This window comes from Paracoccus sp. (in: a-proteobacteria) (genome assembly GCF_046289755.1).
Taxonomy (GTDB): Bacteria; Pseudomonadota; Alphaproteobacteria; order Rhodobacterales; family Rhodobacteraceae; genus Paracoccus.
Genome location: NZ_JBKBVD010000025.1, coordinates 15,239 through 40,935 on the forward strand (window position 1 = coordinate 15,239; position 25,697 = coordinate 40,935).

Consider the following 25,697-nt stretch of genomic DNA (forward strand, 5'->3'; position numbering starts at 1 on the left):
GATGCCGTCAGTATCGCAGCCTGACCAAACAGCGCAATTGCTCTGTCGGGGAATTGCGGTCTAAGCAGGCAAGGCTTTGACCAAGGGGACAAGTTTGCGCGACAATACCGTTTTCAGGGCCGAGGGGATCGGCAAGTCCTATCCCGGCGTGCGCGCCAATGACGACGTCTCCTTTGTCGTGGCCCCCGGAGAGATCCACGCCCTGCTGGGCGAGAACGGCGCGGGCAAGTCCACGCTGGTCAAGATGATCTATGGTCTGGTGCGCCCCGATGACGGGCGGATGTTCCTGCTGGACGCGCCCCACACGCCTGCCGATCCGCGCGCCGCCCGCGCGGCGGGCGTGGCGATGGTGTTCCAGCATTTCAGCCTGTTCGATGCGCTGACCGTGGCCGAGAATATCGCGCTGGGGATGGAGAACCCGCCCCCGCGCCGCGAACTGGCCGCGCGCATCACGCAGGTCAGCCATGATTTCGGTCTGCCGCTGAACCCCGCCCGCCGCATCGTCACCCTGTCGGCGGGCGAGCGTCAGCGGGTCGAGATCATCCGCTGCCTGCTCCAGAACCCGCGCCTGCTGATCATGGACGAGCCCACCTCGGTGCTGACCCCGCAAGAGGCGCAGCTGCTGTTTGCCACCCTGCGCAAGCTGGCGGCAGGGGGCACCGCGATCCTCTATATCAGCCACAAGCTGGACGAGATCCGCGCCCATTGCGACCGCGCCACGATCCTGCGCCATGGGCGTGTCGTGGACAGTTGCGATCCGCGCGCCCATTCCGCCCGCGATCTGGCGGCGATGATGGTGGGCGGCTCGACGCGGGTGATCGACCGCTCGGGCCGCACGGCGGGCAAGGTGCTGCTGGAGGTGCGCGCCCTCAGCCAGCCTGCGCCCAATGCCGAAGGCACCGCGCTGAAAGACATCGCGCTGTCGCTGCGCGCCGGTGAGATTCTGGGCATCGGCGGCGTCGCCGGAAACGGGCAGGAAGAGCTGCTGGCCGCGCTGTCGGGCGAAGCCCTCAGCCGCGCGGGCAGCATTGCGCTGGAAGGCGCGGACCTGTCGCAGGCCGCCCCCGAGGCACGCCGCGCCGCCGGCCTGCTGACCGCCCCCGAGGACCGGCTGGGCCACGCCGCCGTGCCCGATTTCAGCCTGACCGAGAACACATTGCTGACTGCCGGTGCCCGCAAGGGGCTGGTCCGCCGGGGCCTGATCGACCATGCCGCCGCGCGCAGCTATGCCGAGGCGGTGATCCGGGAATTCGACGTGCGCACGCCCGGCCCCGGCACCGCGGCCCGCGCCCTGTCGGGCGGCAACCTGCAGAAATTCGTCATCGGGCGCGAGGTGATGCAGGCGCCCCGCGTGCTGGTCGTGAACCAGCCGACATGGGGCGTCGATGCGGGGGCCGCCGCCTCGGTCCGCCAGTCGCTGCTGGATCTGGCCCGCGACGGGGCGGGGGTGATCGTGATTTCTCAGGATCTGGACGAGCTGCTGGAGCTGTCCGACCGCTTCTGCGCGCTGAACGAAGGGCGCCTGTCGCCACCCGTCCCCACGGATGGCCTGACGCTGGACCGCATCGGCCTGATGCTGGGCGGCGCGCATGGCATGGAAGAGGCCCGGATATGATCCTGCTTGTCCCCCGCAGCACCCCCTCGGCGCTCTGGCAGATCGCCACCCCGGTCATGGCCGTGCTGGCCACGATGCTGACCGGCGGACTGCTGTTCTGGATATTGGGCCATGACCCGCTGGCCGCGATCCGCACCATCTTTCTGGACCCGCTGTTCGGGCCTGCGGCGTCCTATTCGCGCCCGCAATTGCTGGTCAAGGCGGCGCCGCTGATCCTGATCGCCTCGGGCCTTGCGATCGGCTTCCGGGCGGGCATCTGGAATATCGGCGCCGAGGGGCAGTATATCATCGGCGCCCTGACCGGCGCCGCCGTGGCGCTGGCGCTGTATCCGCTGGAGGCGTGGTGGCTGTTTCCGCTGATGGTCGTGGCGGGGCTGGCCGGGGGCTGGGCCTGGGGGATGATCCCCGCGCTGCTGCGCAACTGGTTCGGCGCGTCGGAAATTCTGGTGTCGCTGATGCTGGTCTATGTCGCGCAGCGGGTGGCCGCATGGATGGCCTTCGGGCCGATGCGCAACCCGCAAGGCATGGGCTTTCCCGGCTCGCGCAACCTCCAGCAATATCCTTCGGCTGCGAACCCCGAGCTGATCGCGGGCACGGGCGCGCATTGGGGCGTGGTTGCGGCGGCCGTCGCGGTGCTGGCGACATGGTTTCTGATGAGCCGCCACATCCGCGGCTTTCACATCCGCGCGGCAGGCACGGCGCCCCGCGCCGCACGGTTTGCGGGCGTGAACCCGGCCACGCTGGTGGCCTTCTGCCTCGGGCTGTCGGGCGCGCTGGCGGGGGCTGCGGGCCTGTTCGAGGCGGCAGGCCCGGCGGGCCAGATCACCGACCGCATCGGCGTGGGCTATGGCTTCACCGCGATCATCGTGGCCTTTCTGGGGCGGTTGCATCCGGTGGGCATCCTGCTGGCGGGTCTGCTGCTGGCGCTGACCTATATCGGCGGAGAGCTGGCGCAGATGACCATGCAGCTTCCCGCCGCCAGTGTGCAGGTGTTCCAGGGGATGCTGCTGTTTTTCCTGCTGGGGTTCGACCTGCTGACCCGCTATCGCCTGACGCGGAGGGTGCACGCATGATCGACCCGTTATCCGTCTTTCTGCTGCTGCTGGGCGCTGCGACGCCGATCCTGTTCGCCGCCCTGGGCGAGCTGGTGGCCGAACGCGCCGGTATCCTGAACCTCGGCGTCGAGGGCATGATGATCACCGGCGCATTGGCCGGTTTTGCCGCCGCCTATGCCAGCGGCAACCCGTTTCTGGGCTTTGTCGTGGCGGCACTGGCGGGGGCCACGATCTCGTTGCTGTTTGCTGCGCTGACGCAGGTGTTTCTGGCCAATCAGGTCGCCTCGGGGCTGGCGCTGACCCTGTTCGGGCTGGGGCTGGCCGCGATGTTCGGCAAGCCGTTCGAGGGGGTCAAGGCGCCCTCGATGCCGGTGGGGCCGCTGCGGATCAACTGGATCGTCTGGCTGGGGCTGGCGATGGTGCCGCTGGTCTGGTGGTTCCTGAACCGCTCGCGCGCCGGGCTGATCCTGCGCGGCGTGGGCGAGAACCACGACGCCGCGCATGCGCTTGGCTACAATGTGCGGCTGACCCGGGTGGCGGCCATTGCCTTTGGCGGCGCCATGGCGGGGGTGGGGGGCGCCTTCATCTCGATCGCGACCGTGCTGCAATGGACCGAGGGGATGACGGCGGGCGCAGGCTGGATCGCGCTGGCCATCGTGGTGTTTTCCAACTGGACCGCGCCCGGTGTGCTGGCGGGGGCGTGGCTGTTCGGTGGCGTCACGGTGCTGCAGCTGCGGCTGCAGGCGGCAGGCGTGGCGGTGCCGGTGCAGCTTTTGTCGATGGCGCCCTATCTGGCGACGATCACGGTGCTGGTCGCAATCTCGGCCCGCCAGAAATACAGCCGCCGGGCGGGGGGCGCGGCCCCCGGATCGCTTGGCACGAATTTTCACACGCTGCGCTGAGGCGCGGCGTTTCCATCCAACAGAGGATCAGACCCATGCAACGCAGAACCCTTCTGGCTTCGGCCTCGGCCCTGATACTGGCACTGGCCGCCCCGGCGCTGGCCCAGGACGAGCCCCTGAAGATCGGCTTTATCTATGTCGGCCCGGTGGGCGACGGCGGCTGGACCTATCAGCACGATCAGGGCCGCCTGGCGATCGAGGCCGCGTTCGGCGACCGGGTGCAGACCACCTTCATCGAAAGCGTCCCCGAAGGCGCCGATGCCGAACGCGCGCTGGCCGCGCTGGCGTCGCAGGGCAACCAGCTGATCTTTGCCACCAGCTTTGGTTTCATGGACCCGGTGATGAACGTCGCCGCCCGCTTTCCGGATGTGAAGTTCGAACACGCCACCGGCTACAAGACCGCCGAGAACGTCGCCACCTATGACGCCCGCTTCTACGAAGGCCGCGCCGTGATCGGCACCATCGCAGGCCACATGACGGAATCGAACCGCATCGGCTATATCGGGTCATTCCCGATCCCCGAGGTGATTCAGGGCATCAACTCCAGCTTCATCCATGCCCGCAAGGTGAACCCCGATGTCGAGATGCGGGTGGTCTGGGCCTATAGCTGGTTCGACCCCGCCAAAGAGGCCGACGCCGCAGCCGCCCTGCTGGCCGAGGGCGTGGACGTGATCCTCCAGCACACCGATTCGACCGCGCCGCTGGCACAGGCGCAGGCCGCAGGCGCGATCGGATTTGGTCAGGCCAGCGACATGGCGGCCTTCAAACCCGCGCCGCGCGTCGCCTCGATCATCGACGAGTGGTCGCCCTATTACATCAAGCGGGTGCAGGCGATGCTGGACGGGACCTGGGAAAGCGGGTCGAGCTGGGCCGGGATCGGCGACGGCGAGGTGGTGATCGGCGAAATCACCGAGGCCGTACCCGCCGAGGTCAAGGCCGAAGCCGAGGCGCTGCGCGATGCGATCGCTGCGGGCGACTACCATCCATTCACCGGCCCGCTGAACAAGGCCGACGGCAGCGTCTGGCTGGCCGAGGGCGAGACCGCCACGGACGCGGATCTGCAAGGCATGAACTTCTACGTGGAAGGCATCACGGCGCAGATCCCGCAGTAAAGGGGGGCGCTGCCCCCCGTCGCCTGTGGCGACTCCCCCCGGGATATTTTGACCAAGGCAAAGACAATGACGCCCCGCCTCGACAAGAGACGGGGCGCTTTGCCTTGGACGGTCATCGGCGTCCCCGCCTGTACCGCATCTGAGATCCTGACAGATGGGGGTTAAAACAACGTTAAGCCGCTTTGCCTTGGTCGAAATATCCTGCGGGGGGAGTCGCGCCTGCGCGACGGGGGGCGCAAAGCCCCCCTGCCCGCCCTCGGATCCGACAGAGCCGCGCGGAGGCTCACCCCATCCGCTCGCTGGCGTAGCTGCCGGGAGATGGCGGGAAAACGACCGTCTTGGATCCGTTGACAAACACCCGGCCGTGGATATGGGCGTGCACCGCCCGCGCCAGCACCTGCGCCTCGACATCGCGGCCCAGGCTGACGTAATCGCCCGGCGATTGCGCATGGGTCACGCGGGCCGTGTCCTGTTCGATGATCGGGCCCTCGTCCAGATCGGCGGTGACGTAATGCGAGGTGGCGCCGATCAGCTTCACGCCGCGCTCATAGGCCTGCTTGTAGGGGTTCGCGCCCTTGAAGCTGGGCAGGAATGAGTGGTGGATATTGATGATCCGGCCCGACATCTTCTGGCACATCTGGTCGGACAGCACCTGCATGTAGCGCGCCAGAACGACCAGTTCGGCGCCGGTATCCTCGATCACCCGCATCTGCGCAGCCTCGGCTTCGGCCTTGGTCTCGGGGGTGACGCGGATCATATGGAAGGGGATGTCGTGGTTGACGACCACCTTCTGATATTCGTGGTGGTTCGAGATGACGCCGACGATGTCGATCGGCAGCGCGCCGATCCGCCAGCGATAGAGCAGGTCGTTCAGGCAATGTCCGAAGCGGCTGACCATGATCAGCACGCGGCGCTTGACCGCGTCGTCGGTGACCTCGACCTGCATCCCGAAGCGTTGCGCGATGGGGGCAAAGCCCGTGCGCAGATCCTCCAGCGTGGCCGTCCCCTCCGAACGGAAACTGACCCGCATGAAGAACCGCCCCGTCTCGGTGTCGTCGAACTGGGCGCTGTCGGTGATGTTGCATTGGGCATCGGCAAGAAAGCCCGAGATCGCCGCGACGATGCCGCGGGTCGAGGCGCAGGTCACGCGCAGCGTATAGGTCTTCATCTGGTATCCCTCTGGCAGACGCGCGGGGCATCCGGTCCCGCACACCGCCATTTCGACCGTTTGCCCGCCAAGGGCAATCATGTTTGCGACGGGGCGCGCGCGCCCCGCGACATCAGGCGCCAGGATCAGGCGCCAAGATCAAGCGGCGGGCATCCGCGCCTCGATCATGCCGGCATACCAGCTGCTGCCTGCCGGGATCGCCTCGTCGGTGAAGTTATAGGCCGGGTGGTGCACCATCGCCGTGTCGCCATTGCCGACCCAGATATAGGCGCCGGGGCGTTCATTGAGCATATAGCTGAAATCCTCGCCGCCCATCATCGGCTCCATATCCGTCTTGATGTCGCCCGCAATGCCCTGCGCCACCTCGGCGGCCCATTCGGTCGCCTGCTCGTCGTTCATCGTCACCGGGTAGCCGCGCTCATAATTGACCTCGGCCACCGCCCCCATCGCCGCCGCCATATGGGTGGCGACGCGGGTGATCCCCTCTTCCAGCTGGTCGCGCACGCCCGCATCCAGGCTGCGCGCCGTGCCGCGCAGCGTCACCACCTGCGGGATCACGTTATGCGCCGTCGAATCGGTCGAGACGACGCAGACCGAGATCACCGCGTTCTTCAGCGGGTCGATATTGCGCGCCACCACCGATTGCAGCGCGACGATGATCTGCGCCGCCGTCAGCGTCGTGTCGATGCAGTCATGCGGCTTGGCGGCGTGCCCGCCCGTGCCGGTCACGGTGATGTCGAACTGATCGGCCGCCGCCATCATCGGCCCCGGCTTGATCGAGAAGCTGCCCACCGGCAGGCCGGGCATATTGTGCATGCCGTAGAATTCCTGGATCTTCCAGCGATCGACCAGACCGTCCTGAACCATCGCCAGACCGCCGCCGCCGCCCTCTTCCGCGGGCTGGAAGATCACGACCGCGGTGCCGTCGAAATTGCGCGTCTCGGCCAGATATTTCGCCGCGCCCAGCAGCATGGCCGTGTGGCCGTCATGGCCGCAGGCATGCATCTTGCCGGGCACTTTCGAGGCATAGGGCAGGCCGGTTTTCTCGATGATCGGCAGCGCATCCATATCGGCGCGCAGCCCGACCACACGGCCCATAGTGTCAGACTTGCCCCGGATCACGCCCACGACGCCGGTGCGGCCCACGCCCTCGGTGACCTCATCGCAGCCGAATTCGCGCAGCAGTTCGGCCACGAGGCCCGCAGTGCGGTGCACCTCATAGAGCAGTTCGGGGTTTTCGTGAAAATCCCGACGCCAGGCGGTGATTTCGGGCAGCAGTTCGGCAAAGCGGTTCTTGACGGGCATGGTGTTCTCCTTCGGGCGCAGGGTGGCGATTTCCTGCATGATCTGCAAGAGGGCGGCAAACAGAGCCGCCCCGCCTGCCTAGGAATGCGTCACGGGATCAACCAGCACCCGGTGCCCCGGCGCCACCTCGCGATAGACCGAGGGGGTCGCCACATAGTCGACCGGGTGCATGGGCGAGGGGATGGGGCGGAATTTCAGATCCTCGCTGATCTTCTTCTGGCGCGGATCGGCCACCGGCACCGCCAGCATCAGCTGCCGGGTGTAGCTGTGCTGGGGGTTCTCGAAGACCTGCGCGCGGGTGCCCATCTCGACGATGCGGCCCAGATACATGACGCCGACATGATGGCTGACACGCTCGACCACCGCCATGTCATGGCTGATGAACAGCATGGAAATCCCCAGATCCTGCTGCAGCTCCATCAGCAGGTTCAGCACCTGCGCCTGTACCGAGACGTCCAGCGCCGAGACGGCCTCGTCCGCGATGATCAGCTTGGGGTTCAGGGCCAGGGCGCGGGCGATGGCGATGCGCTGGCGCTGTCCGCCCGACATCTCGTGCGGGTAGCGGCGCATGAAGCTGCGCGGCAGCTCGACCCGGTCGAACAGTGCGGCGATGCGGTCCTCGCGTTCCGATCTGCTGCCGATGCCGTAATTCAGCATCGGCTCGGCCACCTGATCATACAGCTTCATATAGGGATCGAGGCTGGCGAACGGGTCCTGAAAGATCATCTGCATGTCGCGCCGGGCGCGACGCAGATCGCGCTGCGACAGGCCGATGACATCGGTGCCGCCCAGATCGACCGTCCCCGATTCGGGTTCGACCAGCCGCAGGATCGAGCGTCCGCAGGTCGATTTCCCGCAGCCCGATTCGCCGACCAGAGACAGCGTTTCGCCCGCGTTGATGGTAAAACTGACATCCTCGACCGCATGCACCCGCGCGACCGTGCGCCGCAGCAGGCCGCCTTTGACGGCAAAGCGCGTGGTCAGGTTCTTGACCGTCAGCAGCGGTTTGGGGTCGGTGACGATGATCGGCTCGGGGGCGCCGGTCGTGCCGTCCTGCATCAGGCGCAGGCGTTCGGGGGCGGGTTTGCCGGTCATCTCGCCCAGACGCGGCACGGCGGCCAGCAGCATCTTGGTGTAATCTTCGCGCGGATTTTCAAATATCTGGGTGACCGGGCCTTCCTCGACCTTGTTGCCGCGATACATGACCACGACACGATCTGCCATTTGCGCGACCACGGCCATGTCATGGGTGATGAAAAGAACGGCAATCTGTTTCTCCCGCTTCAAACGGTCGATCAGCGCCAGAATTTCAGCCTGAATCGTCACGTCCAGCGCGGTCGTCGGCTCATCGCAGATCAGCAGGCGCGGCTCGCAGGCCATGGCGATGGCGATCACGACGCGCTGGCGCATGCCGCCCGACAATTCATGCGGATACTGGTCCAGACGGCGTTCGGGTTCGGGGATGCGGACCTGCCGCAAAATCTCCAGCGCGCGGGCGCGGGCCTCGGATTTCTTCAGGCCGCGATGGGCGATCAGCCCCTCGGTCAACTGGTCGCCCACGGTAAAGACCGGGTTCAGCGCCGTCATCGGTTCCTGGAAAATCATTCCGATCTGGTTGCCGCGGATGTCGCGCATGGCGGCGCTGGACTGCTTTGCAAGGTCGATCATCCGGCCGTCGCCGGGATCGAACATCAGCGCGCCGCCCGCAATCGTGCCGCCGCCATATTCCACCAGCCGCATCAGCGACAGCGAGCTGACCGACTTGCCCGAGCCGGATTCGCCCACCACACAGACGCATTCACCCGGCTTGATGTTGAAGCTGACATCCTTGACGCCGACGACGACCCCGTCATTCGTTTCGAATTCGACCCGCAGCTTCTCAATGGAAACAAGAGGTTTGTCGTCAAGCATGGCCGGCCCCCGGATTTGTCCAAGTGGGCAGGCTAGCCAATGCCCGCCGAGAGGTCAAAGCCGAAACCGCGCGTGCGACCTTGCGCGAATGGTCTTGCTTTCCGCGCGGGCTTCGTTCGATGATGCGCGAATTCAGCGCGGGGCAGACCGGACCTGACACATGCGGGAACGCGACCAAGAACAGGCCCGAAGATGGCCGGTGTGACGTGGCTGCCCCACGCGCACGAGACCCAACAGGAGAGTGTGATGAAATTGAGAACCGTGTTGATGGGCGCAGTGGCGACGCTGGTGATGGCACCGGCAGCCATGGCCGAACGAGGCCGCGACGGTCAGGTCAACCTGATCCTGTGGCAGGCCCCCTCGACCATGAACCCCTATCTGTCGGGCGGCACCAAAGAGATGATCGCCGCCAGCCTGACGCTGGAGCCGCTGGCGGGTTTCGACGCCGAGGGCAATATCTATCTGCGCCTTGCCGCCGAGATGCCCAGCCTTGAGAATGGCGGCATTGCCGAGGATCTGCGCTCGATCACCTGGAAGCTGCGCGACGACATCAAATGGTCGGACGGCACCGATTTCACCGCCGATGACGTGGTGTTCACCGCCGAATACTGCATGCATCCCGAAGGCGGCTGCTCGCAGCTGGCCAAGTTCGAGGGTGTCGAATCGGTCGAGGCCGTCGACCCGCACACCGTCCGCATCACCTTTACCGAGCCGCGCCCCGATCCCTTTACCACCTTTGTCGGCTCGCAATCGCCGATCCTGCAAAAGGCCCAGTTCGCGGACTGCCTCGGCGCAAATGCGCCCACCTGCACCGACCAGAACTTCAGCCCGGTCGGCACCGGCGGCTTCCGCGTCACGCAATTCCTGACCAATGACACGATCAGCCTTGAGGCGAACCCCGAATACCGCGACCCCGACAAGCCCGCCTTTGCCACGATGCTGGTCAAGGGCGGCGGCGATGCGGCAGGCGCGGCGCGTTCTGTTCTGGAAACCGGCGAGTTTGACTATGCGTGGAACACCCAGCTGGCCCCCGACGTGATCGCCAGCATGGAGGCCGCCGGTCGCGGTCAGGTCTCGGCCGCCTTCGGCAGTCTGGTCGAGCGTCTGCACATCAACCTGACCAACCCCTCGTCCAGCTTGCCCGAGGGCGAGCGTTCGACGAGCCAGCACCCGCACCCCTTCCTGTCCGATCCGGCGGTGCGGCAGGCGCTGTCCATGGCCATCGACCGCGAACTGCTGGTCGAGATCGGCTATGGCACCTCGGGTCAGCCGACCTGCAACTATGTTCCCGCGCCCGAAGCCTGGGCCTCGGACAACACCGACTGCCTGGCCCAGGACATCGAGGGCGCCAATGCGCTGCTGGAAGAGGCCGGCTGGGTCATGGGCGGCAATGGCGTGCGCGCCAAGGACGGGGTCGAGCTGCGGATGCTCTATCAGACCTCGGTCAATGCGGTGCGTCAGGACTTTCAGGCGCTGATCAAGCAGTGGTGGTCGGAGATCGGCATTGATGCCGAGCTGAAGACCGTCGATGCCTCGGTCTTCTTCGGTTCGGATGCGGGTTCGCCCGATACGCTGCAAAAATTCTATGCCGATGTGCAGATGTATGCCGACAACTTCGATGGCGTGAACCCGACGCCCTATCTGTCGAAATGGACCTGCAACAAGACCCCTTCGCCCGCGAACCAGTGGCAGGGCGAAAACATCAGCCGCTTCTGCGACGAGGAATATGACCAGCTTGTCGCCCAGCTTGGCGGCATCATCGACCCCGATGAGCGCGCCGAAATGGGTCGCCGGATGAACGACATGCTGACGAAAGACAGCAATGCGATCATCCCGCTGGTCTATCGCGGCACCGCCTCGGCCCATGCCAACACGCTTGGCGGCGTGCAGCTGAACGCCTGGGACAGCGAAATCTGGAACACCGCCGACTGGTACCGCATCGCGGAATGACCTCTCTGCCGCCCCGGTTTCCGCGACCGGGGCGGCGCCCTCTGATCGCGGCCCCGCGCGGGCCGTGACACGGGGCTGGTCCCTGCCCGCCCCCTTCCGACCGAGGCATCATGCTGACATTCACCCTCCGCCGGCTGTTTCTGGCGATTCCCACCCTGTTGTTCATCTCGCTGGTGATCTTCCTGCTGCTGGAGGCATCTCCGGGCGACCCCTTGGGCGATGTGCCCCTGACCGTGCCCCCCGAGGTGCGCGAACGCATGCGCGCCGCCCTTGGTCTGGGCGAGCCGTGGCCCGTCCGCTATCTGCTGTGGCTGAAACAGTTCTTCTGGGTCGAGCCGCTCTACTGGACCGACCGCTGGATCGGCACGGATTTCAGTCAGGGCGCGCAGCGCATCGTCAGCTTCCAGTCGCGCAGCCCGGTCTTTGACGTGATCGCACAGCGCCTGCCGCAGACCCTGATCGTCGTGGGCATGTCCTATATCGTGGGCATCCTGATCGCCGTGCCCATCGGCATCCTGTCGGCCTACAAGCAGTACAGCCTGTTCGACCAGATCGGCACCTTCGTGTCGATGATCGGCTTCTCGATGCCGACCTTCTTTACAGGTGTGGTGCTGATCATCGTCTTTGGGGTGAACCTGCAATGGTTCCCCTCGGTCTATGACACGACGCTGGTGGTGCGGGACTGGGACAGCTTTCTGGCGCAGGTGCGGCAGATGGTGATGCCGGTGACGGTGCTGGCGCTGTACAACGCGGCGCAGATCAGCCGGTTCATGCGGTCGTCGATGCTGGACAATCTGGGGCAGGACTATATCCGCACCGCCCGCGCCAAGGGCCTGTCGGAACGTAAGGTGGTGCTGAAACACGCGCTGCGCAACAGCCTGATCCCGGTCGTGACGGTGATCGCGCTTGGCCTGCCCGCGGTGTTCGGCGGCGCCATCATCACCGAACAGGTGTTCCGCGTGAACGGGCTGGGGCAGTTGCTGATCTCCTCCATCTACGCCAATGACATTCCGATGGTGATGACCCTGACCTTCATCTTTGCCATCCTGATCGTCCTCTTCACCCTGATCGCAGACATCCTCTATGGGGTGCTGGACCCGAGGATCCGCTATGACTGAGCCGACACGCCCCCCCGCCGAACAGATGACCCCCACCGCCGGAGGCCCTGCCATAAGCCCCGCCGCCCCCGAGGCGGTCATCCACCGCAGCCAGTGGTCCGATGTCTGGCGCCAGTTCCGCCGCCACCGCGGCGCCATGGTGGCGCTGAGCCTGTTTATCGGCATCATCCTGTTCGTGTCGGTCGGACCGCTGATCTGGCGGATCGACCCGACCTTCGTCGACATCCGCGCCCGCAATCAGGGCTTCACGCTGGCCCACCCGCTTGGCACCGACCAGCTGGGCCGCGACCTTCTGGCGCGGCTGATGGCGGGCGGGCAGGTCTCGATCGCGGTCGGGCTGACGGCCATGGTGATCGCCATCTTCCTGGGCAGCCTGATCGGCGTGCTGTCGGGCTATTTCCGCCGGCTGGACGCGCCGCTGATGCGCATGACCGAACTGTTCCTGGCCCTGCCGCTGCTGCCCTTGCTGCTGCTGATGGTGACCCTGTTCCGCGAGCCCCTGTCGCAGAATTTCGGCGCAGCCTTCGGGATCTTCCTGCTGATCGTGACAGCCATCGGCGCAACCAGCTGGATGCAGGCCGCCCGCATCGTGCGCGGCGAGGTGCTGGGCCTGAAAGAGCGCGAGTTCATCCTGGCCGCGCGTTCGATCGGCACCCCCGCGCATCGGATGATCCTGCGCCATGTGCTGCCCAACGTCATGTCACCGATCATGGTCGCCGCGACCCTGGGCATTGCCACGGCGATCATCACCGAATCGGCGCTCAGCTTTCTGGGGCTGGGCTTTCCGCCGGACTTCCCGACCTGGGGGCGGCTGCTCTATGACGCGGTCGATCAGATGGTGCTGTATCCGTGGCGGGTCATCTTTCCCGGTGTCCTGATCTCGCTGACGGTGCTCTGCGTCAACTATATCGGCGACGGTCTGCGCGACGCGATGGACCCGCGCATCCGGGGGCGGTGAGGGGGCGCTGCCCCCGTCCCTTCGGGACTCCCCCGGGATATTTTCGGCCCCGGCAATGGCGCCTTTGCCTGGGCTGAAAATATCCTGGGGGGTGAATTGGCCGAAGGCCAAGAGGGGGCGGAAAGCCCCCTTTTTCTGTTCAATAGGCCGCGCTGCCGGTGCCCGAAGGCAGGGCGCCGTAGGGAAGCCAGATCGTCTTGAGGCGAGTGGCGTGGCGCAGAAAGGTCTCACCCTGTGCTTGCGGGCCGGTCCAGTCGCGCAGGGGCACCGGCCAGACGGGTTTGAGGTTGCCGCTGGCCGCGCGGTCGATCGCCGCCAGTTCCCCGGATGCACCTGCATGCCAGAAGGCTGCGACCTCATCATGGGCGGCCAGATGCGGGGCCAGATCGGCGCGCGGGCCGGTGACGATGTTCACCACCCCGCAGGGCAGGTCCGAGGTGTCCAGCACCTGATACAGGTCGGTTACCGCCAGCGGGTCGTCCTGTGCCGGGATCGCGACCACCGCATTGCCCATCGCGATCGCCGGCAGAACCAGCGACATGAACGCCGCCAGAGGCTGCGTGTTCGGGCAGGCGATGCCGATGATCCCGAAGGGTTCGGGGATGACATTGACCAGATGACCGGGTTTCGCCTGCACATTCGCGCCGTCGAACTTGTCGGCCCATGCCGCATAGTGGAAGGCGCGCGCGATGGCGGCGGTGATCTCGGGTTTGCTGGTGCGGGCAGCGAACTCGTCTGCGCGGGCCGCAAGGTTCTCGGCGATGTAATACAGCACCTGCGCGCGGGCATGCCCGCCCATCGCCGCCCATTTCCCGGCCTTGGCCGCCGCCTCGACCGCGTTGCGGATGTCCTTGCGGCCACCAAGCGGCGCCAGCCCGCCCGGCACCGCATACATCGCGCCGCCATCCGGGCGCTTTTGCGCGCCGCCGATATACAGCTTGGCGGTGCGGTCGATGCCCTGCCCCTTGCCGGGCGTGCCCTCGGTCGCCGTCACCGGCGCTTTCGTTTCAGCTTCGCGCGCGGGTTTGATGGCAGGTTCAGCCAGGTAATCCAGCATGCCCGCAGCCCCGCCCTCGCGGCCATAGCCGCTTTCGCGATAGCCGCCAAAGGGGGCGGCGGCATCGAAGAGGTTCGCGCTGTTGATCCAGACGATCCCGGCCTTGATCCGGGCCGCCAGATCGGTGGCCACGGTGACGCTTTCCGACCAGACCGAGCCTGCCAGCCCATAGCGGGTGTTGTTGGCCAGTTCGACCGCCTCATCCGCCGTGCGGAAGGTGGACAGGGTGGCGATGGGGCCAAATATTTCCTGCTCCATGCCGGGATTGGCGGGGGCGATGTTCTTCAGATAGCCGGGCGCGACAAAGCAGCCCTCATCCGCCGCACCGCCGACCAGCTCGGCGCCCGCATCGACCGCCGCGCGGCAGATCGACAGGATGCGGTCTTTCTGCACCGGATCGACGATGGCGCCGATATCGGTGGACTTGTCCAGCGGCGGACCGACACGGAGGCGGGCCATGCGGGCGGCCAGCAGCGTCTCGAAGCGGGGCGCCACCGCCTCGGCCACCAGAATGCGCGAGCCCGCGCAGCAGACCTGCCCCTGATTGAACCAGATGCTGTCCACGACGCCCTCGACCGCGGCGTCCAGATCGGCGTCCTCCATCACGACAAAGGGCGACTTGCCGCCCAGTTCCAGCGTCAGGCGGCGGCCCGTCCCGGCCAGTGCCTGCGCGATGCCGCGTCCAACCTCGGTCGAGCCGGTGAAGGCGATCTTGTCCACCTCTGACGCCACCAGCGCCGCCCCCGTCGCCCCGTCGCCGGTGACGATATTGACCACGCCTGCGGGCAGGCCGACCTCGGCGCAGATCTCGGCAAATGCCAGTGCGGTCAGGGGCGTGTATTCGGCGGGTTTCAGCACCACCGTATTGCCCGCAGCCAGCGCCGGCGCGATCTTCCAGGCCAGCATCAGCAGCGGGAAATTCCACGGGATGATCTGGCCGCAGACGCCAAGCGGGGCATGGTCCGGGAACTGGCTGTCGCGCAACTCGGCCCAGCCCGCATGGTGATAGAAATGCCGCGCGACCAGCGGCAGGTCGATGTCGCGCGCCTCGCGGATCGGCTTGCCATTGTCCAGGGTTTCCAGCACCGACAGAAAGCGTTCGCGTTTCTGCACATGCCGGGCCAGTGCATAGAGATAGCGCGCCCGGTCCGTCCCCGACAAAGCCGCCCAGCCCTTTTGTGCGCGGCGGGCAGCCTTGACCGCCGCCGTGACATCGGCATCCGTGCCCTGCGTCACATGGGCCAGCACCTCGCCGGTCGAAGGGTCGCGGGTCTCGAAACTCTTGCCCGGTTTGGTGAAGGCGCCACCGATGAAATGGCCGAACGCCGCGCGCCGGGCCAGCCAGTCGCGCGCGGCCGAGGCATCCTCGGTCGAGGGGCCGTAGTCCATGCTCTGCATGATCTCGCTCACTGTGCTCATGGGGTCCTCAGGCGATCGCTTGGCGGTGGGCGCTGGCGTAGCGGCCCGTCACATGGTGGCTGATCTGGCGTTCGATATCGCCCAGAAGGCTGCTGGCGCCGATGCGGAACAGACCGGGGCGCAGCCAGTCGCGGCCCAGTTCCTCGGCCATCAGCACCTGCCACGCAATCGCGTCCCTGGCGGTGCGCAGCCCGCCTGCGGGCTTGAAGCCGACCTTGTGGCCGGTCTGCGCGTGATAGTCGCGGATGGTGCGGCACATGACCAGAGAGACGGGCAGCGTCGCGTTCACGCCCTCTTTCCCGGTCGAGGTCTTGATCCAGTCCGATCCGGCCTGCATGGCGACATGGCTGGCGCGGGCCACATTTTCCAGAGATTTCAGATCGCCGGTGGCCAGGATCGCCTTCATCCGGGCCGCGCCGCAGGCCTCGCGCATGGCGCGCAGCTCATCATAGAGCGCGGTCCAGTTGGCCTGCAGCACATGGGCGCGGGTGATGACGATGTCGATCTCATCGGCGCCCTGATCCACGGCATAGCGGATCTCGGCCAGCCGCAGGTCCAGGGGCATCAGACCGGCGGGAAAGCCGGTGGCGACGCTGGCCACGGGGATGCCGCTGCCTTCAAGCGCGCGTTTGGCGGGCGCGACCATGGTGGGATAGACGCAGACCGCGCCGGTGGTCAGGCCGGTGACGCCCACAGCCTCCAGCAGACCGGCGTCGATGGGCTGGCGGGCCTTGGCACACAGCCGCGCCACACGGTCGGGCGTGTCATCGCCCGCCAGCGTGGTAAGGTCGATGCAGCGCACGGCGTTCAGAAGCCACGCCGCCTGATGGTCCTTTTTCAGGCTGCGGCGGCTGGGCAGGGTGGCCGCGCGGCGTTCCACGGCAGGGGTGTTGATGCGGATGCCCTGAAACCAGTCGGGCCGCAGCGCGGTGCCGGGATTGCTCATCGCGGCCCCCGGCGGAAACGTGCCAGCCCGCGTTGCCGGAACTGCGCCCACATCCGCCAGATCAGGGCCAGAAACGCCAGCAGAACCAGACAGATCGCAATGGCGGGCCAGTTCAGCGGGCGCTCGTTCGGGCCTGCCACGGTGTTGATCGAGATGGCGTTGGGATAGGTCGACAGCCACGGCATCCGCCAGCCATACGAGGTGATGCTGACCCAGATCGGCGCCTGCGCCGAGGATTGCAGATTGGTCGCCTCGGCCTGCAGATTGGCGCTGTCATATTTGAAATAGGGCGGCCAGACCCAGCCCGTATCCTCGTTACGATAGACGCGGACGCGGCCGCCGGGGCGGACCGTGTCGACAAAGCGCACATCACGCTGGCCCTGCATGTTCTCGACCGTGCCGGTGCTGTCCGAGGCCCAGAACACCGAGGCCGAGGGCGGGATGGCGGTCAGCCGGTTATAGGTGTTGCTGATCCTGACGGTCTCTCGCGAGGGCAGCGTATAGTCCAGCAGCGCGAATACCAGCACGCCGAACAACACCCCGATAACGACACGGGCGTAATACATGATGCGGCACCTCCTAGCGCCAGTTGACCGCCGCCACGATGCCCAGCATCGCCAGCGACGGCAGAACAAAGACCAGCCAGGTCAGGCGCGCCTTCAGGCTGCGCTCGAACCCGACCATCGACCGCGAAATGAACGCCCGTCGCGCCGGTGTGTCGCCCGCCAGTTCGGGATGGCGCGCGTCCCACCGGTTCTCCAGCCGCTCCAGCCGCAGCGAACGGACATAAAGCCGCAGCAGGACATAGAACACAAGCTGCACCGCGAACATGAACAGAAACAGCCGGATCAGTGCTCCCACGATGCCTTGCCCCTTCTGCCCTGGCCGGTTGCGCAAAGCCTAGCACGCCCCGCGCGGGCGGGGCCAGACGTCGCGTCGCGTCAAAGTTGCGGCAGTGGCGGTGGCTGCGGGGCCTCCACAGAAAGGCGTGATGCGGCATGGCGGCGCTTTCGATCCGGTGCGATCCCGGATATGGACGACCCAGCCGGAGGCCCAAGGGAAGGGATGTGATGTTCTGGATACTCAGCGGGGCGCTGACCCTGATTGTCGGTCTGGTCATTCTGCTGCCCGCCTGGCGCGGACGCGGCGCCGGGTCCGAACCTGCGGCGGCCTATGATCTGCGCGTCTATCGCGACCAGCTGCGCGAGGTGGACCGCGATCTGGACCGCGGCCTGATCCAGCCCGAGGACGCACAACGCCTGCGCGCCGAGATCGGGCGCAAGGTGCTGGATGCCGACAAGCGGGTGACGCAGGCCCGTCCCACGGCGGCCCATGGCGGCGGTCTGGTCGTGGCGGCGGTGCTGGCGGTTCTGCTGGGCGGGACATTCGCGCTCTATCTGCGCGAGGGGGTGCCCGGCGCCCCCGACATGCCCATCGCCGAGCGCTTCGCCGCAGCCGAGGCCGCCTATCGCACCCGTCCCACGCAGGCCGAGGCCGAGGCCGCAGCCCCCGCGCGCCCTGCCCCCGACCCCGCCGAACTGGACCCCGACTATCTGGCGCTGATCGAACAGCTGCGCGCCGCCGTGGCCCAGAACCCGCAGGACCGGCAGGGCCTGTCGCTGCTGGTCACCAATGAGATGCGCCTTGGCAACCTGCCCGCCGCCCGCGAGGCCGCCGAGCAACTGGTCGCGCTGCAGGGCGATCAGGCTGATGCGACCGACCTCATGCGCCTGTCCTCGTTGATGATCGAGGCGGCGGGCGGGATCATCACCCCCGAGGCCGAGGCGATGCTGGTCCGCGCGCTGCGCGCGGATCCCGGCCAGCCGCAGGCGCGCTATCTGCTGGGCGTGCTGCAGATCCAGAACGGCCGCCCCGACCGCGCCTTCACCCTCTGGCGCCGCCTGCTGGAAGAGGGGCCTGCCGATGCGCCCTGGACCCCCTCGATCCGCGCCGCGATCGAGGATCTGGCCTGGCTGGCGGGCGAGGCCGGATACGCCCCCCCCGAGGTGCCGGCAGGCGCGCCGGTGATGCCCGCCCTGCCCGGCCCCGATGCGGCCACATTGGAGGCAGCCGAGGATATGCCCGCCGCCGAGCGTCAGCAGATGATCGAGGGCATGGTCGCCGGGCTGCAATCGCGGCTGGCCCACGAAGGCGGCACCCCTGAGGAATGGGCGCGGCTGATCATGGCCCTGTCGGTGCTGGGGCGCGACGCCGATGCCCGCGCCATCCGGGACGAGGCGCAGGTCCGCTTTGCCGGATCGGACGAGGCGCTTGGCGTGATCACGCAGGCCGCACAGGACGCGGGGCTGGTGCAATGATCATCGAGGACATGGCCGAATTCGCCGCAGCCCTCCCCCGCCATGGCGCGGTGGCGGGCCTCGATCTGGGCACCAAGACCATCGGCGTGGCCGTCAGCGACGGGCTGCGTCAGGTCGCCTCGCCGCTGCTGGTGATCAAGCGGCGCAAGTTCACGCTGGATGCCGCCGATCTTCTGGCGCTGGCATCGGCACGTGGGCTGACGGGCCTCATCCTCGGCCTGCCGCGCAATATGGACGGCAGCGAGGGGCCGCGCGCGCAATCGACCCGTGCCTTTGCGCGCAACCTGTCGGCGCTGACGCCTTTGCCGATCGGCTACTGGGATGAACGCCTGTCGACCGTGGCCGCCGAGCGCGCGCTGCTGGAGGGCGACACCTCGCGCAAGCGCCGCGCCGAGGTGATCGACCAGGTCGCGGCGGGCTATATCCTGCAAGGCGCGCTGGACCGGCTCGGATACCTCGCCCGCTGATCTGCCCCGCCTCTCCCCCGTTTGCCCCCGCCGTGCGCCGCACGGCCCCGGCCAAGCGGCAGCGTCCGGGGCGGGCATCGCCCGTCCCGGCCCCTTGTTCATGCGGCACCCTTTGTCCAACGGCATTCCATGACAAGCGCTCCTCCCAGCCCCTGCATCCGGCTCTGCGCAATTGACCCCGGCACCCGGCTCTGCTCGGGCTGCCTGCGCAGCCTCGATGAGATCGCGCGCTGGTCCGGTCTGACCCCCGCGCAGCAACGCGCAATCATCGCCGATCTCCCGCACCGACGTGCCACTACGCGGCCCTGAGGCCGAACTCCGGGCGGCCTCACCCCGCAGCCCGGGACCTGTGTCCATTCTATCGCATCGCGGCACCGGAACGACCGGAACGGGTCTTTCATCTGCCTGACGAACGGGCAACAAGAGCCGTCAACCTTCTGAACCGGAGTTCATCATGTCAGTCAGTTCAGCCACAGGGCGCAGGCTGCCCGGATCGTCCTTTACCCAGGGGCTGATCTGGATGGCGTTCAGCATGGTGTCATTCATCGCCATGTCGGTCGGCTCGCGGGAAATGGCCGCGACCCTGTCGATCCGGCAGGTCCTGTTCTTTCGCGCGCTGGTCGGGCTGATTGTCATTCTGGCCGTGGGCCGCGCCCTGCTGCCCGAAATCAGGCGCATGCAGGCCGTCCCGCTGCACCTGGCGCGCAACGTCATCCATTTCACCGCGCAGTATTTCTGGACCATCGGCATCGTGCTGCTGCCGCTGGCCTCGGTCTTTGCGCTGGAGTTCACGATGCCGATCTGGGTGGCGCTGTTCGCCTGGCTTCTGCTGGGCGAACGCCTCAGCCGGGCGCGCCTGCTGGCCACGGTGGGCGGGTTTGTCGGCGTGCTGGTCATCGTGCGGCCCGGTCTGGGCATGGTCGACCCGGCAGCGGCGCTGGTCCTGATCGCGGCGGCGGGATACGGGCTGTCGCTGATCATGGTCAAGCGGTTGACGCGGTCCTGCTCGCCCGGCGCCATCGTCGTGTGGATGATCCTGATCCAGTTGCCTCTGGGCCTGATCGCCGCGCTGACAGACTGGCGCCCGGTTCATGTCAGCGATGTGCCATGGATGCTGGTCGCGGGCATCGGTGCGCTCAGCGCGCATTTCTGTCAGGCTCAGGCGCTCAAGCGGCTCGAGGCTTCGGTTGTCATCCCGATCGACTTTCTGCGCGTGCCAATGGCGGCAGTGGTGGGCTTTTACGCCTATGGCGAGGCGATTGATCTGTGGGTCTTTCTTGGCGGGGGGATCATCCTGCTGTCCAACCTGCAGGCCGTGCTGGCCGAGCGGCGCGGCAAGATGACCGGCGCCCTCGACACCGAACCGCTGGTGAAGGCATCGCAGCAGCAGCCGAAATAAACCGCTGCGCGGCACCGCAGCGGTGCCGCGCAACCCCGCTTGTCACCGTCGAGACAGCTGTTCTGGCGGCACTCATCCTGATCGAGGTCATACGCTCGCCCGCGCCGTCACGCCCCCGCGGGCCAGATCCCCGTGATCCCACCATTGGACCACAGACATGATCACCTTTCTCAGGAAAACCGCTTGACGCCCCCGAGTGGCTGGACTAAATCGCGGCCTGTTCGTGGCGGAGTAGCTCAGTTGGTTAGAGCAGCGGAATCATAATCCGCGTGTCGGGGGTTCGAGTCCCTCCTCCGCTACCATTTCTCCGCCCGATACGCGTTGAAATGGCAGCACGAACGCCCTTCCAGACGATCCTCACACCGCCTTTGCATTCCCCAATGCGACTGCGCGCACGGTTTGCGCCGGCATCGGCGCCGCCGCGCGATAGCATCACCTTGATGGGGAGAGTTCCGACACGCATCCCGCCGCGCCAAATGCCACAGGGCGCCCTCTCGGACGCCCTGCGCAAACCCGGCCCCGCGATGGGATCAGCGGGTGAATTTCTTGTATTTCACCCGCTTGGGGTTGACCGAATCCGGGCCGAGGCGGCGGATCTTGTCCTGCTCATAGGCTTCAAAGTTGCCCTCGAACCATTCGACATGGGCGTCGCCCTCAAAGGCCAGGATATGCGTGCACAGACGGTCGAGGAAAAAGCGGTCGTGCGAGATGATGACCGCGCAGCCCGCGAAATCGTCCAGCGCCGCTTCCAGCGCCTGCAGGGTCTCCACATCCAGATCGTTGGTCGGTTCGTCCAGCAGCAGCACGTTGCCGCCCGATTTCAGCAGCTTGGCCATGTGCACGCGGTTGCGTTCACCGCCCGACAGCTGCCCCACCTTCTTCTGCTGATCGGCGCCCTTGAAGTTGAAGGCGCTGCAATAGGCACGGCTGTTCATCGTCGCATCGCCAAGCGCGATCAGCTCGGCGCCGCCGCTGATTTCCTCCCAGACGTTCTTGCCATCGGCCAGCGCGTCGCGGGACTGGTCGACATAGGACAGCTGCACCGTGTCGCCCAGGGTGATGGTGCCCTCGTCGGGCTGCTCCTGCCCGGTCAGCATGCGGAACAGCGTCGATTTGCCCGCGCCGTTGGGACCAATCACGCCGACGATACCGCCGGGGGGGATGGTGAAATCGAGGTTCTCAATCAGCAGCTTGTCGCCCATGGCCTTTTTCAGGCCGGTCACTTCGATCACCTTGCCGCCGAGGCGTTCGCCATTGGGGATGATGATCTGGGCGTTGGCGATGCGTTCCTTTTCGGTCTTGTTCGCCATCTCGTTATAGGCGTTGACGCGGGCCTTCTGCTTGGCCTGACGGGCCTTGGCACCGGCGCGGATCCATTCCAGTTCGCGCTCCAGCACCTTCTGCTTGGACTTGTCTTCGCGCGCTTCCTGCGCGACGCGCTTGGCCTTGGCCTCCAGCCACGAGGAGTAATTGCCCTCGTGCGGCAAACCCCGGCCACGCTCCAGTTCCAGGATCCAGCTGGTGATGTCGTCCAGGAAATAGCGGTCGTGGGTCACGGTCAGGATCGTGCCCTTGTACTCGATCAGATGCTTTTGCAGCCAGGCGATGGTTTCCGCGTCCAGGTGGTTGGTCGGCTCGTCCAAGAGCAGCATGTCGGGCGCCTCAAGCAGCAGCTTGCACAAGGCGACCCGGCGGCGTTCGCCGCCCGACAGGGTTGCGACATCGGCCTCGTCGGGGGGGCAGCGCAGCGCCTCCATCGCGACATCGACCTGGCTGTCCAGATCCCACAGGTTTTCTGCGTCGATCTGATCCTGCAGCGCCGACATCTCGTCCGCGGTCTCATCCGAATAGTTCATCGCCAGTTCGTTGTAGCGGTCCAGCTTGGCCTGCTTGGCCGCCACGCCCAGCATCACGTTGCCGCGCACGTCGAGCGTTTCGTCCAGCTGCGGCTCCTGCGGCAGATAGCCCACGGTCGCGCCCTTGGCGGCCCAGGCCTCGCCGGTGAAATCCTTGTCGATGCCGGCCATCACGCGCATCAGGCTGGATTTGCCCGAGCCGTTGACGCCCACGACGCCGATCTTGACGCCGGGAAGAAAGTTCAGACGGATGTTCTCAAAGACCTTCTTGCCGCCGGGATAGGTCTTGGACACGCCGTCCATATGGTAGACGAACTGATAGGACGCCATGGGACTCTCCTGTAAATTTGCCGTCTTGTAGGCGATCAGGCAGGATGATGAAAGGTCAGCGGATGGCGTCCGCGAAATCGGCGCCCATCAGGTCGCGGATGGCATCGACCTGAGGCGCCAGCCGGTCCTCCAGCGCGGCAATCGCCTGCGCAGGCGGCATCAGGCCCGCAGGGTTGGCAAAGACCTTCTGAGTCAGGTTGCCGTAAAAGCACGGGCCGATCCCCAGATGCGCCTCGACCGCATCCATGACCTTGTGCGGCTGGCGGGCGATGTGGCCGAAGGGGATGACCAGCATGTCGGGATAGCGCGCCAGCCAGCGCGGCAGATAGGTCGCGTAATCACCGCGCTCGTCCAGCACCGGGTTGGCCACCTCGGTTAGCCAGTCGTCCAGCGTCACCGGCAGGCGCTTTTCCCGGCGCAGGTTCATGCGCAGTTGCGAGACGGCCCGGTCGACCGGATGGCGGATCAGATAGATCACCTTTGCGCGGGGCAGCAGATCGCGGACCGCCTGCACCCCCACGTCCGGCAGCCCGGAATATTCGGGCGTGAAATCCATCGGCAGGGCATGGGCGGGCGCGGGGGCGAAGACGCGCTTGTACCACTGATTGTGGAACATCTTGCCGCTGGTGATCGCGTCCAGATAGGCGTCCAGTTCGGGCGCCAGATCGACCTTGCGGGTGATATGACGCTGGCGGATTTCCTGCGGCTTGTTGCGATAGTGCCAGCCGATCCAGCGGCGGTGTTCAGGGATATGCAGGTGGTTGAAATACTGCACCTCCTTGAAGGGCGGGATCCAGACCTGCGGGTGCTGGCCCAGCATCTGCGCCAGCCAGCTCGTGCCCGCCTTTTGCGCGCCGATGCACAGCGCGCCGGGCTTGCGCGGCTGGCCCTGCGGATCAAAGGCCGGGCTGACGGTCAGCGTGGTCACAAGCCGCGTGATCTGGTCCTGTTCAGCCGAGTGTTCCCCAGAGATCATATTCGCCCGCCTCATCCACTGTCACCGACACAATATCGCCGGGTTTGAGGGCGTCAAACCCTTCGTCGATAAAGAGATTTCCGTCGATTTCGGGGGCATCGGCCCTGGTGCGGCAGGTGGCACCATCCGCGTCCACCTCATCGACGATCACCTCGATCCGCTGGCCGACCTTGGCCGCCAGCTTGGCCGCGCTGATCGCCTGCGCCTTTTGCATGAAGCGCTCGAACCGGTCCTGCTTGACCTGCGGGTCGACATGGTCGGGCAGATCGTTGGCCCGCGCGCCTTTCACGTTTTCGTACTGGAAGGCGCCGACCCGGTCCAGCTGCGCCTCATCCAGCCAGTCCAGCAGGGTCTGGAACTCGGCCTCGGTCTCGCCCGGATAGCCGACGATGAAGGTGGACCGCAGCGTGATGTCGGGGCAGACGGCGCGCCACGCCGCGATCTCGTCCAGCGTTTTCGCCGCCGCGGCAGGCCGGGCCATGCGCCGCAGCACGTCCGGGTGGGCGTGCTGGAACGGGATGTCCAGATAGGGCAGCACCAATCCATCAGCCATCAGCGGGATCAGGTCGCGCACATGCGGATAAGGATAGACGTAATGCAGCCGCACCCACGCGCCAAGTGAGCCCAGATCGCGCGCCAGATCGGTGATATGGGCGCGGTGGCCACGCTCGGTCCCGTGCTTGCGGTCAAGCCCATAGGCGCTGGTGTCCTGCGAAATCACCAGCAGTTCGCGCACACCCGCAGCCACCAGCTTTTCGGCCTCGCGCATCACGGCATGGGCCGGGCGGCTGACCAGACGGCCGCGCATGTCGGGGATGATGCAAAACTTGCACTTGTGGTTACAGCCCTCGGAAATCTTCAGATAGCTGTAATGGCGCGGGGTCAGGCTGACACCGCTGGCAGGCAGCAGGTCGATGAACGGATCGGGTGAGGGCGGCACCGCCTTGTGGACCGCATCCAGCACCTGTTCATATTGATGCGGGCCGGTGACGGCCAGAACCTTGGGGTGGGCGCCGGTAATGTAATCAGGCTCGGCCCCCAGACAGCCGGTGACAATCACGCGGCCATTCTCGCGCAGGGCCTCGCCGATGGCGTCCAGCGATTCGGCCTTGGCGCTGTCCAGAAAGCCGCAGGTGTTCACCACCACCGCATCGGCGCCGTGATAATCGGCGCTGATCGCATAGCCCTCGGCCCGCAGGCGGGTCAGGATGCGTTCGCTGTCGACCAGCGCCTTGGGGCAGCCGAGGCTGACCATGCCAATGGTCGGCTGGCCCTCCCGGCGATCGTCAGGGATGCGGGCGCGGGCTAGATCGGGGCGAAGATCGGGCGGGTTCTGCTGCATCCGCCGCACATAAGCGATTCGCGGTCGCACGAAAAGACGCAACGCACCGGCGCAACTTTTGCGCGGGTCCTTGCGTGGCTGGCGCAGACGCCCTGACCGGAAGGTTGCCCCATGATCCGCCTGCTGATTGCCCTGACTTTGGCGCTGGCCCTGCCCGCACAGGCCATGGCCGAACGCATCACCACACGCGCCGATTTTCTGTCGCTGGTCGATCAGCGCCGCCTGACCGCGACCGGCATCACCCTGAGCGTGATCCCCGACGGCCGGATCACCGGCCGCGCCTTTGGCCGCGAGGTCACCGGCAGCTGGAGCTGGGACGAGGGCGGCTGGTTCTGCCGCACGCTTGGCTGGGGCCGCCAGAGCTGGCCGCTCAACTGCCAGCTGGTGATCCGCGACGGCGACCGGCTGCGCTTTACCGCCGACCGGGGCACGGGCGACAGCGCGACGCTGCGCCTGCGCTGAGGCGCGCGTCGCCGGAACGTGATTTCCCTGC

Annotated in this window: 22 protein-coding genes and 1 tRNA gene; 13 read left to right on the forward strand and 10 right to left on the reverse strand. The window is 66.6% G+C overall.

From position 1 onward, the window contains the following. Positions 1-94: 94 nt before the first annotated feature. The 4 genes from ACK41U_RS10890 to ACK41U_RS10905 are packed head-to-tail and all read left to right on the forward strand — an operon-like array spanning position 95 to position 4,684. On the forward strand, positions 95-1,615 hold the full coding sequence (locus ACK41U_RS10890; RefSeq protein WP_409679691.1) for an ABC transporter ATP-binding protein: 1,521 nt from the start codon (positions 95-97) through the stop codon (positions 1,613-1,615). Next, positions 1,612-2,688, forward strand: a complete 1,077-nt coding sequence (locus ACK41U_RS10895; protein ID WP_409679693.1) for an ABC transporter permease — start codon at positions 1,612-1,614, stop codon at positions 2,686-2,688. Before ACK41U_RS10890 ends, ACK41U_RS10895 begins: the two co-directional genes overlap by 4 nt. Beyond that, on the forward strand, positions 2,685-3,572 hold the full coding sequence (locus tag ACK41U_RS10900; protein ID WP_409679695.1) for an ABC transporter permease: 888 nt from the start codon (positions 2,685-2,687) through the stop codon (positions 3,570-3,572). The genes ACK41U_RS10895 and ACK41U_RS10900 overlap by 4 nt, the downstream gene beginning before the upstream one ends. 35 nt (positions 3,573-3,607) lie before the next feature. Next, positions 3,608-4,684, forward strand: a complete 1,077-nt coding sequence (locus ACK41U_RS10905) for a BMP family ABC transporter substrate-binding protein (RefSeq protein WP_409679697.1) — start codon at positions 3,608-3,610, stop codon at positions 4,682-4,684. A 283-nt stretch (positions 4,685-4,967) separates the two neighbouring features. Here ACK41U_RS10905 and purU read toward each other — a convergent pair whose 3' ends face one another. The 3 genes from purU to ACK41U_RS10920 all read right to left on the reverse strand — a co-directional run bounded on the left by purU (position 4,968) and on the right by ACK41U_RS10920 (position 9,068). Then, entirely contained in the window at positions 4,968-5,852 is an 885-nt protein-coding gene (gene purU, locus ACK41U_RS10910; RefSeq protein WP_409679701.1) for a formyltetrahydrofolate deformylase, read from the reverse strand. Positions 5,853-5,990: 138 nt separating this feature from the next. Then, positions 5,991-7,157: a M20 aminoacylase family protein gene (locus tag ACK41U_RS10915; protein WP_409679704.1), complete on the reverse strand. Its 1,167-nt coding sequence runs from the start codon at positions 7,155-7,157 to the stop codon at positions 5,991-5,993. 78 nt (positions 7,158-7,235) lie between these two features. Next, positions 7,236-9,068, reverse strand: coding sequence for an ABC transporter ATP-binding protein (locus ACK41U_RS10920; protein WP_409679707.1), 1,833 nt, complete (start codon positions 9,066-9,068; stop codon positions 7,236-7,238). A gap of 246 nt (positions 9,069-9,314) precedes the next feature. On the opposite strand from ACK41U_RS10920, the gene ACK41U_RS10925 reads away from it, so the two are divergent. From ACK41U_RS10925 to ACK41U_RS10935, 3 genes are all read left to right on the forward strand, one after another. Then, positions 9,315-11,018, forward strand: a complete 1,704-nt coding sequence (locus tag ACK41U_RS10925; protein ID WP_409679710.1) for a peptide ABC transporter substrate-binding protein — start codon at positions 9,315-9,317, stop codon at positions 11,016-11,018. Positions 11,019-11,128: 110 nt separating this feature from the next. Continuing rightward, the gene (locus ACK41U_RS10930; RefSeq protein ID WP_409679713.1) at positions 11,129-12,136 is read left to right on the forward strand and encodes an ABC transporter permease; all 1,008 of its coding nucleotides are present in this window, start codon (positions 11,129-11,131) and stop codon (positions 12,134-12,136) included. After that, positions 12,129-13,094, forward strand: a complete 966-nt coding sequence (locus ACK41U_RS10935; RefSeq protein WP_409679716.1) for an ABC transporter permease — start codon at positions 12,129-12,131, stop codon at positions 13,092-13,094. Before ACK41U_RS10930 ends, ACK41U_RS10935 begins: the two co-directional genes overlap by 8 nt. A 139-nt stretch (positions 13,095-13,233) precedes the next feature. Here the strand turns inward: ACK41U_RS10935 and ACK41U_RS10940 are convergent, their stop codons facing one another. Genes ACK41U_RS10940 through ACK41U_RS10955 form a run of 4 tightly spaced genes read right to left on the reverse strand, consistent with a single transcriptional unit; the run spans position 13,234 to position 17,377 of the window. Next, positions 13,234-15,570: an aldehyde dehydrogenase family protein gene (locus ACK41U_RS10940; protein WP_409679718.1), complete on the reverse strand. Its 2,337-nt coding sequence runs from the start codon at positions 15,568-15,570 to the stop codon at positions 13,234-13,236. A 7-nt stretch (positions 15,571-15,577) separates the two neighbouring features. Beyond that, positions 15,578-16,516 carry a deoxyribose-phosphate aldolase gene (gene deoC, locus ACK41U_RS10945; RefSeq protein WP_409679720.1) on the reverse strand — a complete coding sequence of 313 codons (939 nt, stop codon included), beginning with the start codon at positions 16,514-16,516 and terminating at the stop codon, positions 15,578-15,580. Further along, the gene (locus ACK41U_RS10950; RefSeq protein WP_409679722.1) at positions 16,513-17,082 is read right to left on the reverse strand and encodes a DUF1523 family protein; all 570 of its coding nucleotides are present in this window, start codon (positions 17,080-17,082) and stop codon (positions 16,513-16,515) included. The genes deoC and ACK41U_RS10950 overlap by 4 nt, the downstream gene beginning before the upstream one ends. Positions 17,083-17,095: 13 nt before the next feature. Beyond that, positions 17,096-17,377: a hypothetical protein gene (locus tag ACK41U_RS10955; RefSeq protein WP_409679725.1), complete on the reverse strand. Its 282-nt coding sequence runs from the start codon at positions 17,375-17,377 to the stop codon at positions 17,096-17,098. Positions 17,378-17,586: 209 nt separating this feature from the next. On the opposite strand from ACK41U_RS10955, the gene ccmI reads away from it, so the two are divergent. The 5 genes from ccmI to ACK41U_RS10980 all read left to right on the forward strand — a co-directional run bounded on the left by ccmI (position 17,587) and on the right by ACK41U_RS10980 (position 21,002). Beyond that, a complete protein-coding gene (gene ccmI / locus ACK41U_RS10960) occupies positions 17,587-18,834 on the forward strand; it encodes a c-type cytochrome biogenesis protein CcmI (protein ID WP_409679728.1) in 1,248 nt (415 codons plus the stop codon). Further along, a complete protein-coding gene (gene ruvX / locus ACK41U_RS10965) occupies positions 18,831-19,301 on the forward strand; it encodes a Holliday junction resolvase RuvX (protein WP_409679731.1) in 471 nt (156 codons plus the stop codon). The genes ccmI and ruvX overlap by 4 nt, the downstream gene beginning before the upstream one ends. A 129-nt stretch (positions 19,302-19,430) precedes the next feature. Next, the gene (locus ACK41U_RS10970) at positions 19,431-19,610 is read left to right on the forward strand and encodes a DUF1289 domain-containing protein (protein WP_409679734.1); all 180 of its coding nucleotides are present in this window, start codon (positions 19,431-19,433) and stop codon (positions 19,608-19,610) included. A gap of 145 nt (positions 19,611-19,755) precedes the next feature. After that, positions 19,756-20,700, forward strand: coding sequence for a DMT family transporter (locus ACK41U_RS10975; RefSeq protein ID WP_409679737.1), 945 nt, complete (start codon positions 19,756-19,758; stop codon positions 20,698-20,700). Positions 20,701-20,925: 225 nt separating this feature from the next. Continuing rightward, a tRNA-Met gene (locus tag ACK41U_RS10980) sits at positions 20,926-21,002 on the forward strand. A gap of 228 nt (positions 21,003-21,230) precedes the next feature. Here the strand turns inward: ACK41U_RS10980 and ettA are convergent. Genes ettA through rimO form a run of 3 tightly spaced genes read right to left on the reverse strand, consistent with a single transcriptional unit; the run spans position 21,231 to position 25,204 of the window. Then, positions 21,231-22,886, reverse strand: coding sequence for an energy-dependent translational throttle protein EttA (ettA, locus tag ACK41U_RS10985; RefSeq protein WP_409679740.1), 1,656 nt, complete (start codon positions 22,884-22,886; stop codon positions 21,231-21,233). Positions 22,887-22,941: 55 nt separating this feature from the next. Next, positions 22,942-23,862 (reverse strand): sulfotransferase family protein, encoded by a 921-nt coding sequence (locus tag ACK41U_RS10990; RefSeq protein ID WP_409679743.1) that lies wholly within the window; start codon positions 23,860-23,862, stop codon positions 22,942-22,944. After that, a complete protein-coding gene (rimO, locus tag ACK41U_RS10995; protein WP_409679746.1) occupies positions 23,837-25,204 on the reverse strand; it encodes a 30S ribosomal protein S12 methylthiotransferase RimO in 1,368 nt (455 codons plus the stop codon). Before rimO ends, ACK41U_RS10990 begins: the two co-directional genes overlap by 26 nt. A gap of 111 nt (positions 25,205-25,315) precedes the next feature. On the opposite strand from rimO, the gene ACK41U_RS11000 reads away from it, so the two are divergent. Continuing rightward, a complete protein-coding gene (locus tag ACK41U_RS11000; RefSeq protein WP_409679749.1) occupies positions 25,316-25,666 on the forward strand; it encodes a dihydrodipicolinate reductase in 351 nt (116 codons plus the stop codon). The last annotated feature ends 31 nt before the right edge of the window (positions 25,667-25,697 follow it).

What these genes read in the sequence shown, in the direction of transcription:
- ACK41U_RS10925 (WP_409679710.1), top strand. Translation starts at nt 9,315, where the DNA reads ATGAAATTGAGAACCGTGTTGATGGGCGCAGTGGCGACGCTGGTGATG.
- ACK41U_RS10940 (WP_409679718.1), bottom strand. Translation starts at nt 15,570, where the DNA reads ATGAGCACAGTGAGCGAGATCATGCAGAGCATGGACTACGGCCCCTCG.
- ACK41U_RS10975 (WP_409679737.1), top strand. Translation starts at nt 19,756, where the DNA reads ATGTCAGTCAGTTCAGCCACAGGGCGCAGGCTGCCCGGATCGTCCTTT.
- ACK41U_RS10900 (WP_409679695.1), top strand. Translation starts at nt 2,685, where the DNA reads ATGATCGACCCGTTATCCGTCTTTCTGCTGCTGCTGGGCGCTGCGACG.
- ACK41U_RS10915 (WP_409679704.1), bottom strand. Translation starts at nt 7,157, where the DNA reads ATGCCCGTCAAGAACCGCTTTGCCGAACTGCTGCCCGAAATCACCGCC.
- ccmI (WP_409679728.1), top strand. Translation starts at nt 17,587, where the DNA reads ATGTTCTGGATACTCAGCGGGGCGCTGACCCTGATTGTCGGTCTGGTC.
- ACK41U_RS10970 (WP_409679734.1), top strand. Translation starts at nt 19,431, where the DNA reads ATGACAAGCGCTCCTCCCAGCCCCTGCATCCGGCTCTGCGCAATTGAC.
- rimO (WP_409679746.1), bottom strand. Translation starts at nt 25,204, where the DNA reads ATGCAGCAGAACCCGCCCGATCTTCGCCCCGATCTAGCCCGCGCCCGC.
- ACK41U_RS10935 (WP_409679716.1), top strand. Translation starts at nt 12,129, where the DNA reads ATGACTGAGCCGACACGCCCCCCCGCCGAACAGATGACCCCCACCGCC.
- deoC (WP_409679720.1), bottom strand. Translation starts at nt 16,516, where the DNA reads ATGAGCAATCCCGGCACCGCGCTGCGGCCCGACTGGTTTCAGGGCATC.
- ruvX (WP_409679731.1), top strand. Translation starts at nt 18,831, where the DNA reads ATGATCATCGAGGACATGGCCGAATTCGCCGCAGCCCTCCCCCGCCAT.
- ACK41U_RS10895 (WP_409679693.1), top strand. Translation starts at nt 1,612, where the DNA reads ATGATCCTGCTTGTCCCCCGCAGCACCCCCTCGGCGCTCTGGCAGATC.
- ACK41U_RS10950 (WP_409679722.1), bottom strand. Translation starts at nt 17,082, where the DNA reads ATGTATTACGCCCGTGTCGTTATCGGGGTGTTGTTCGGCGTGCTGGTA.
- purU (WP_409679701.1), bottom strand. Translation starts at nt 5,852, where the DNA reads ATGAAGACCTATACGCTGCGCGTGACCTGCGCCTCGACCCGCGGCATC.
- ACK41U_RS11000 (WP_409679749.1), top strand. Translation starts at nt 25,316, where the DNA reads ATGATCCGCCTGCTGATTGCCCTGACTTTGGCGCTGGCCCTGCCCGCA.
- ACK41U_RS10990 (WP_409679743.1), bottom strand. Translation starts at nt 23,862, where the DNA reads ATGATCTCTGGGGAACACTCGGCTGAACAGGACCAGATCACGCGGCTT.
- ettA (WP_409679740.1), bottom strand. Translation starts at nt 22,886, where the DNA reads ATGGCGTCCTATCAGTTCGTCTACCATATGGACGGCGTGTCCAAGACC.
- ACK41U_RS10930 (WP_409679713.1), top strand. Translation starts at nt 11,129, where the DNA reads ATGCTGACATTCACCCTCCGCCGGCTGTTTCTGGCGATTCCCACCCTG.
- ACK41U_RS10905 (WP_409679697.1), top strand. Translation starts at nt 3,608, where the DNA reads ATGCAACGCAGAACCCTTCTGGCTTCGGCCTCGGCCCTGATACTGGCA.
- ACK41U_RS10920 (WP_409679707.1), bottom strand. Translation starts at nt 9,068, where the DNA reads ATGCTTGACGACAAACCTCTTGTTTCCATTGAGAAGCTGCGGGTCGAA.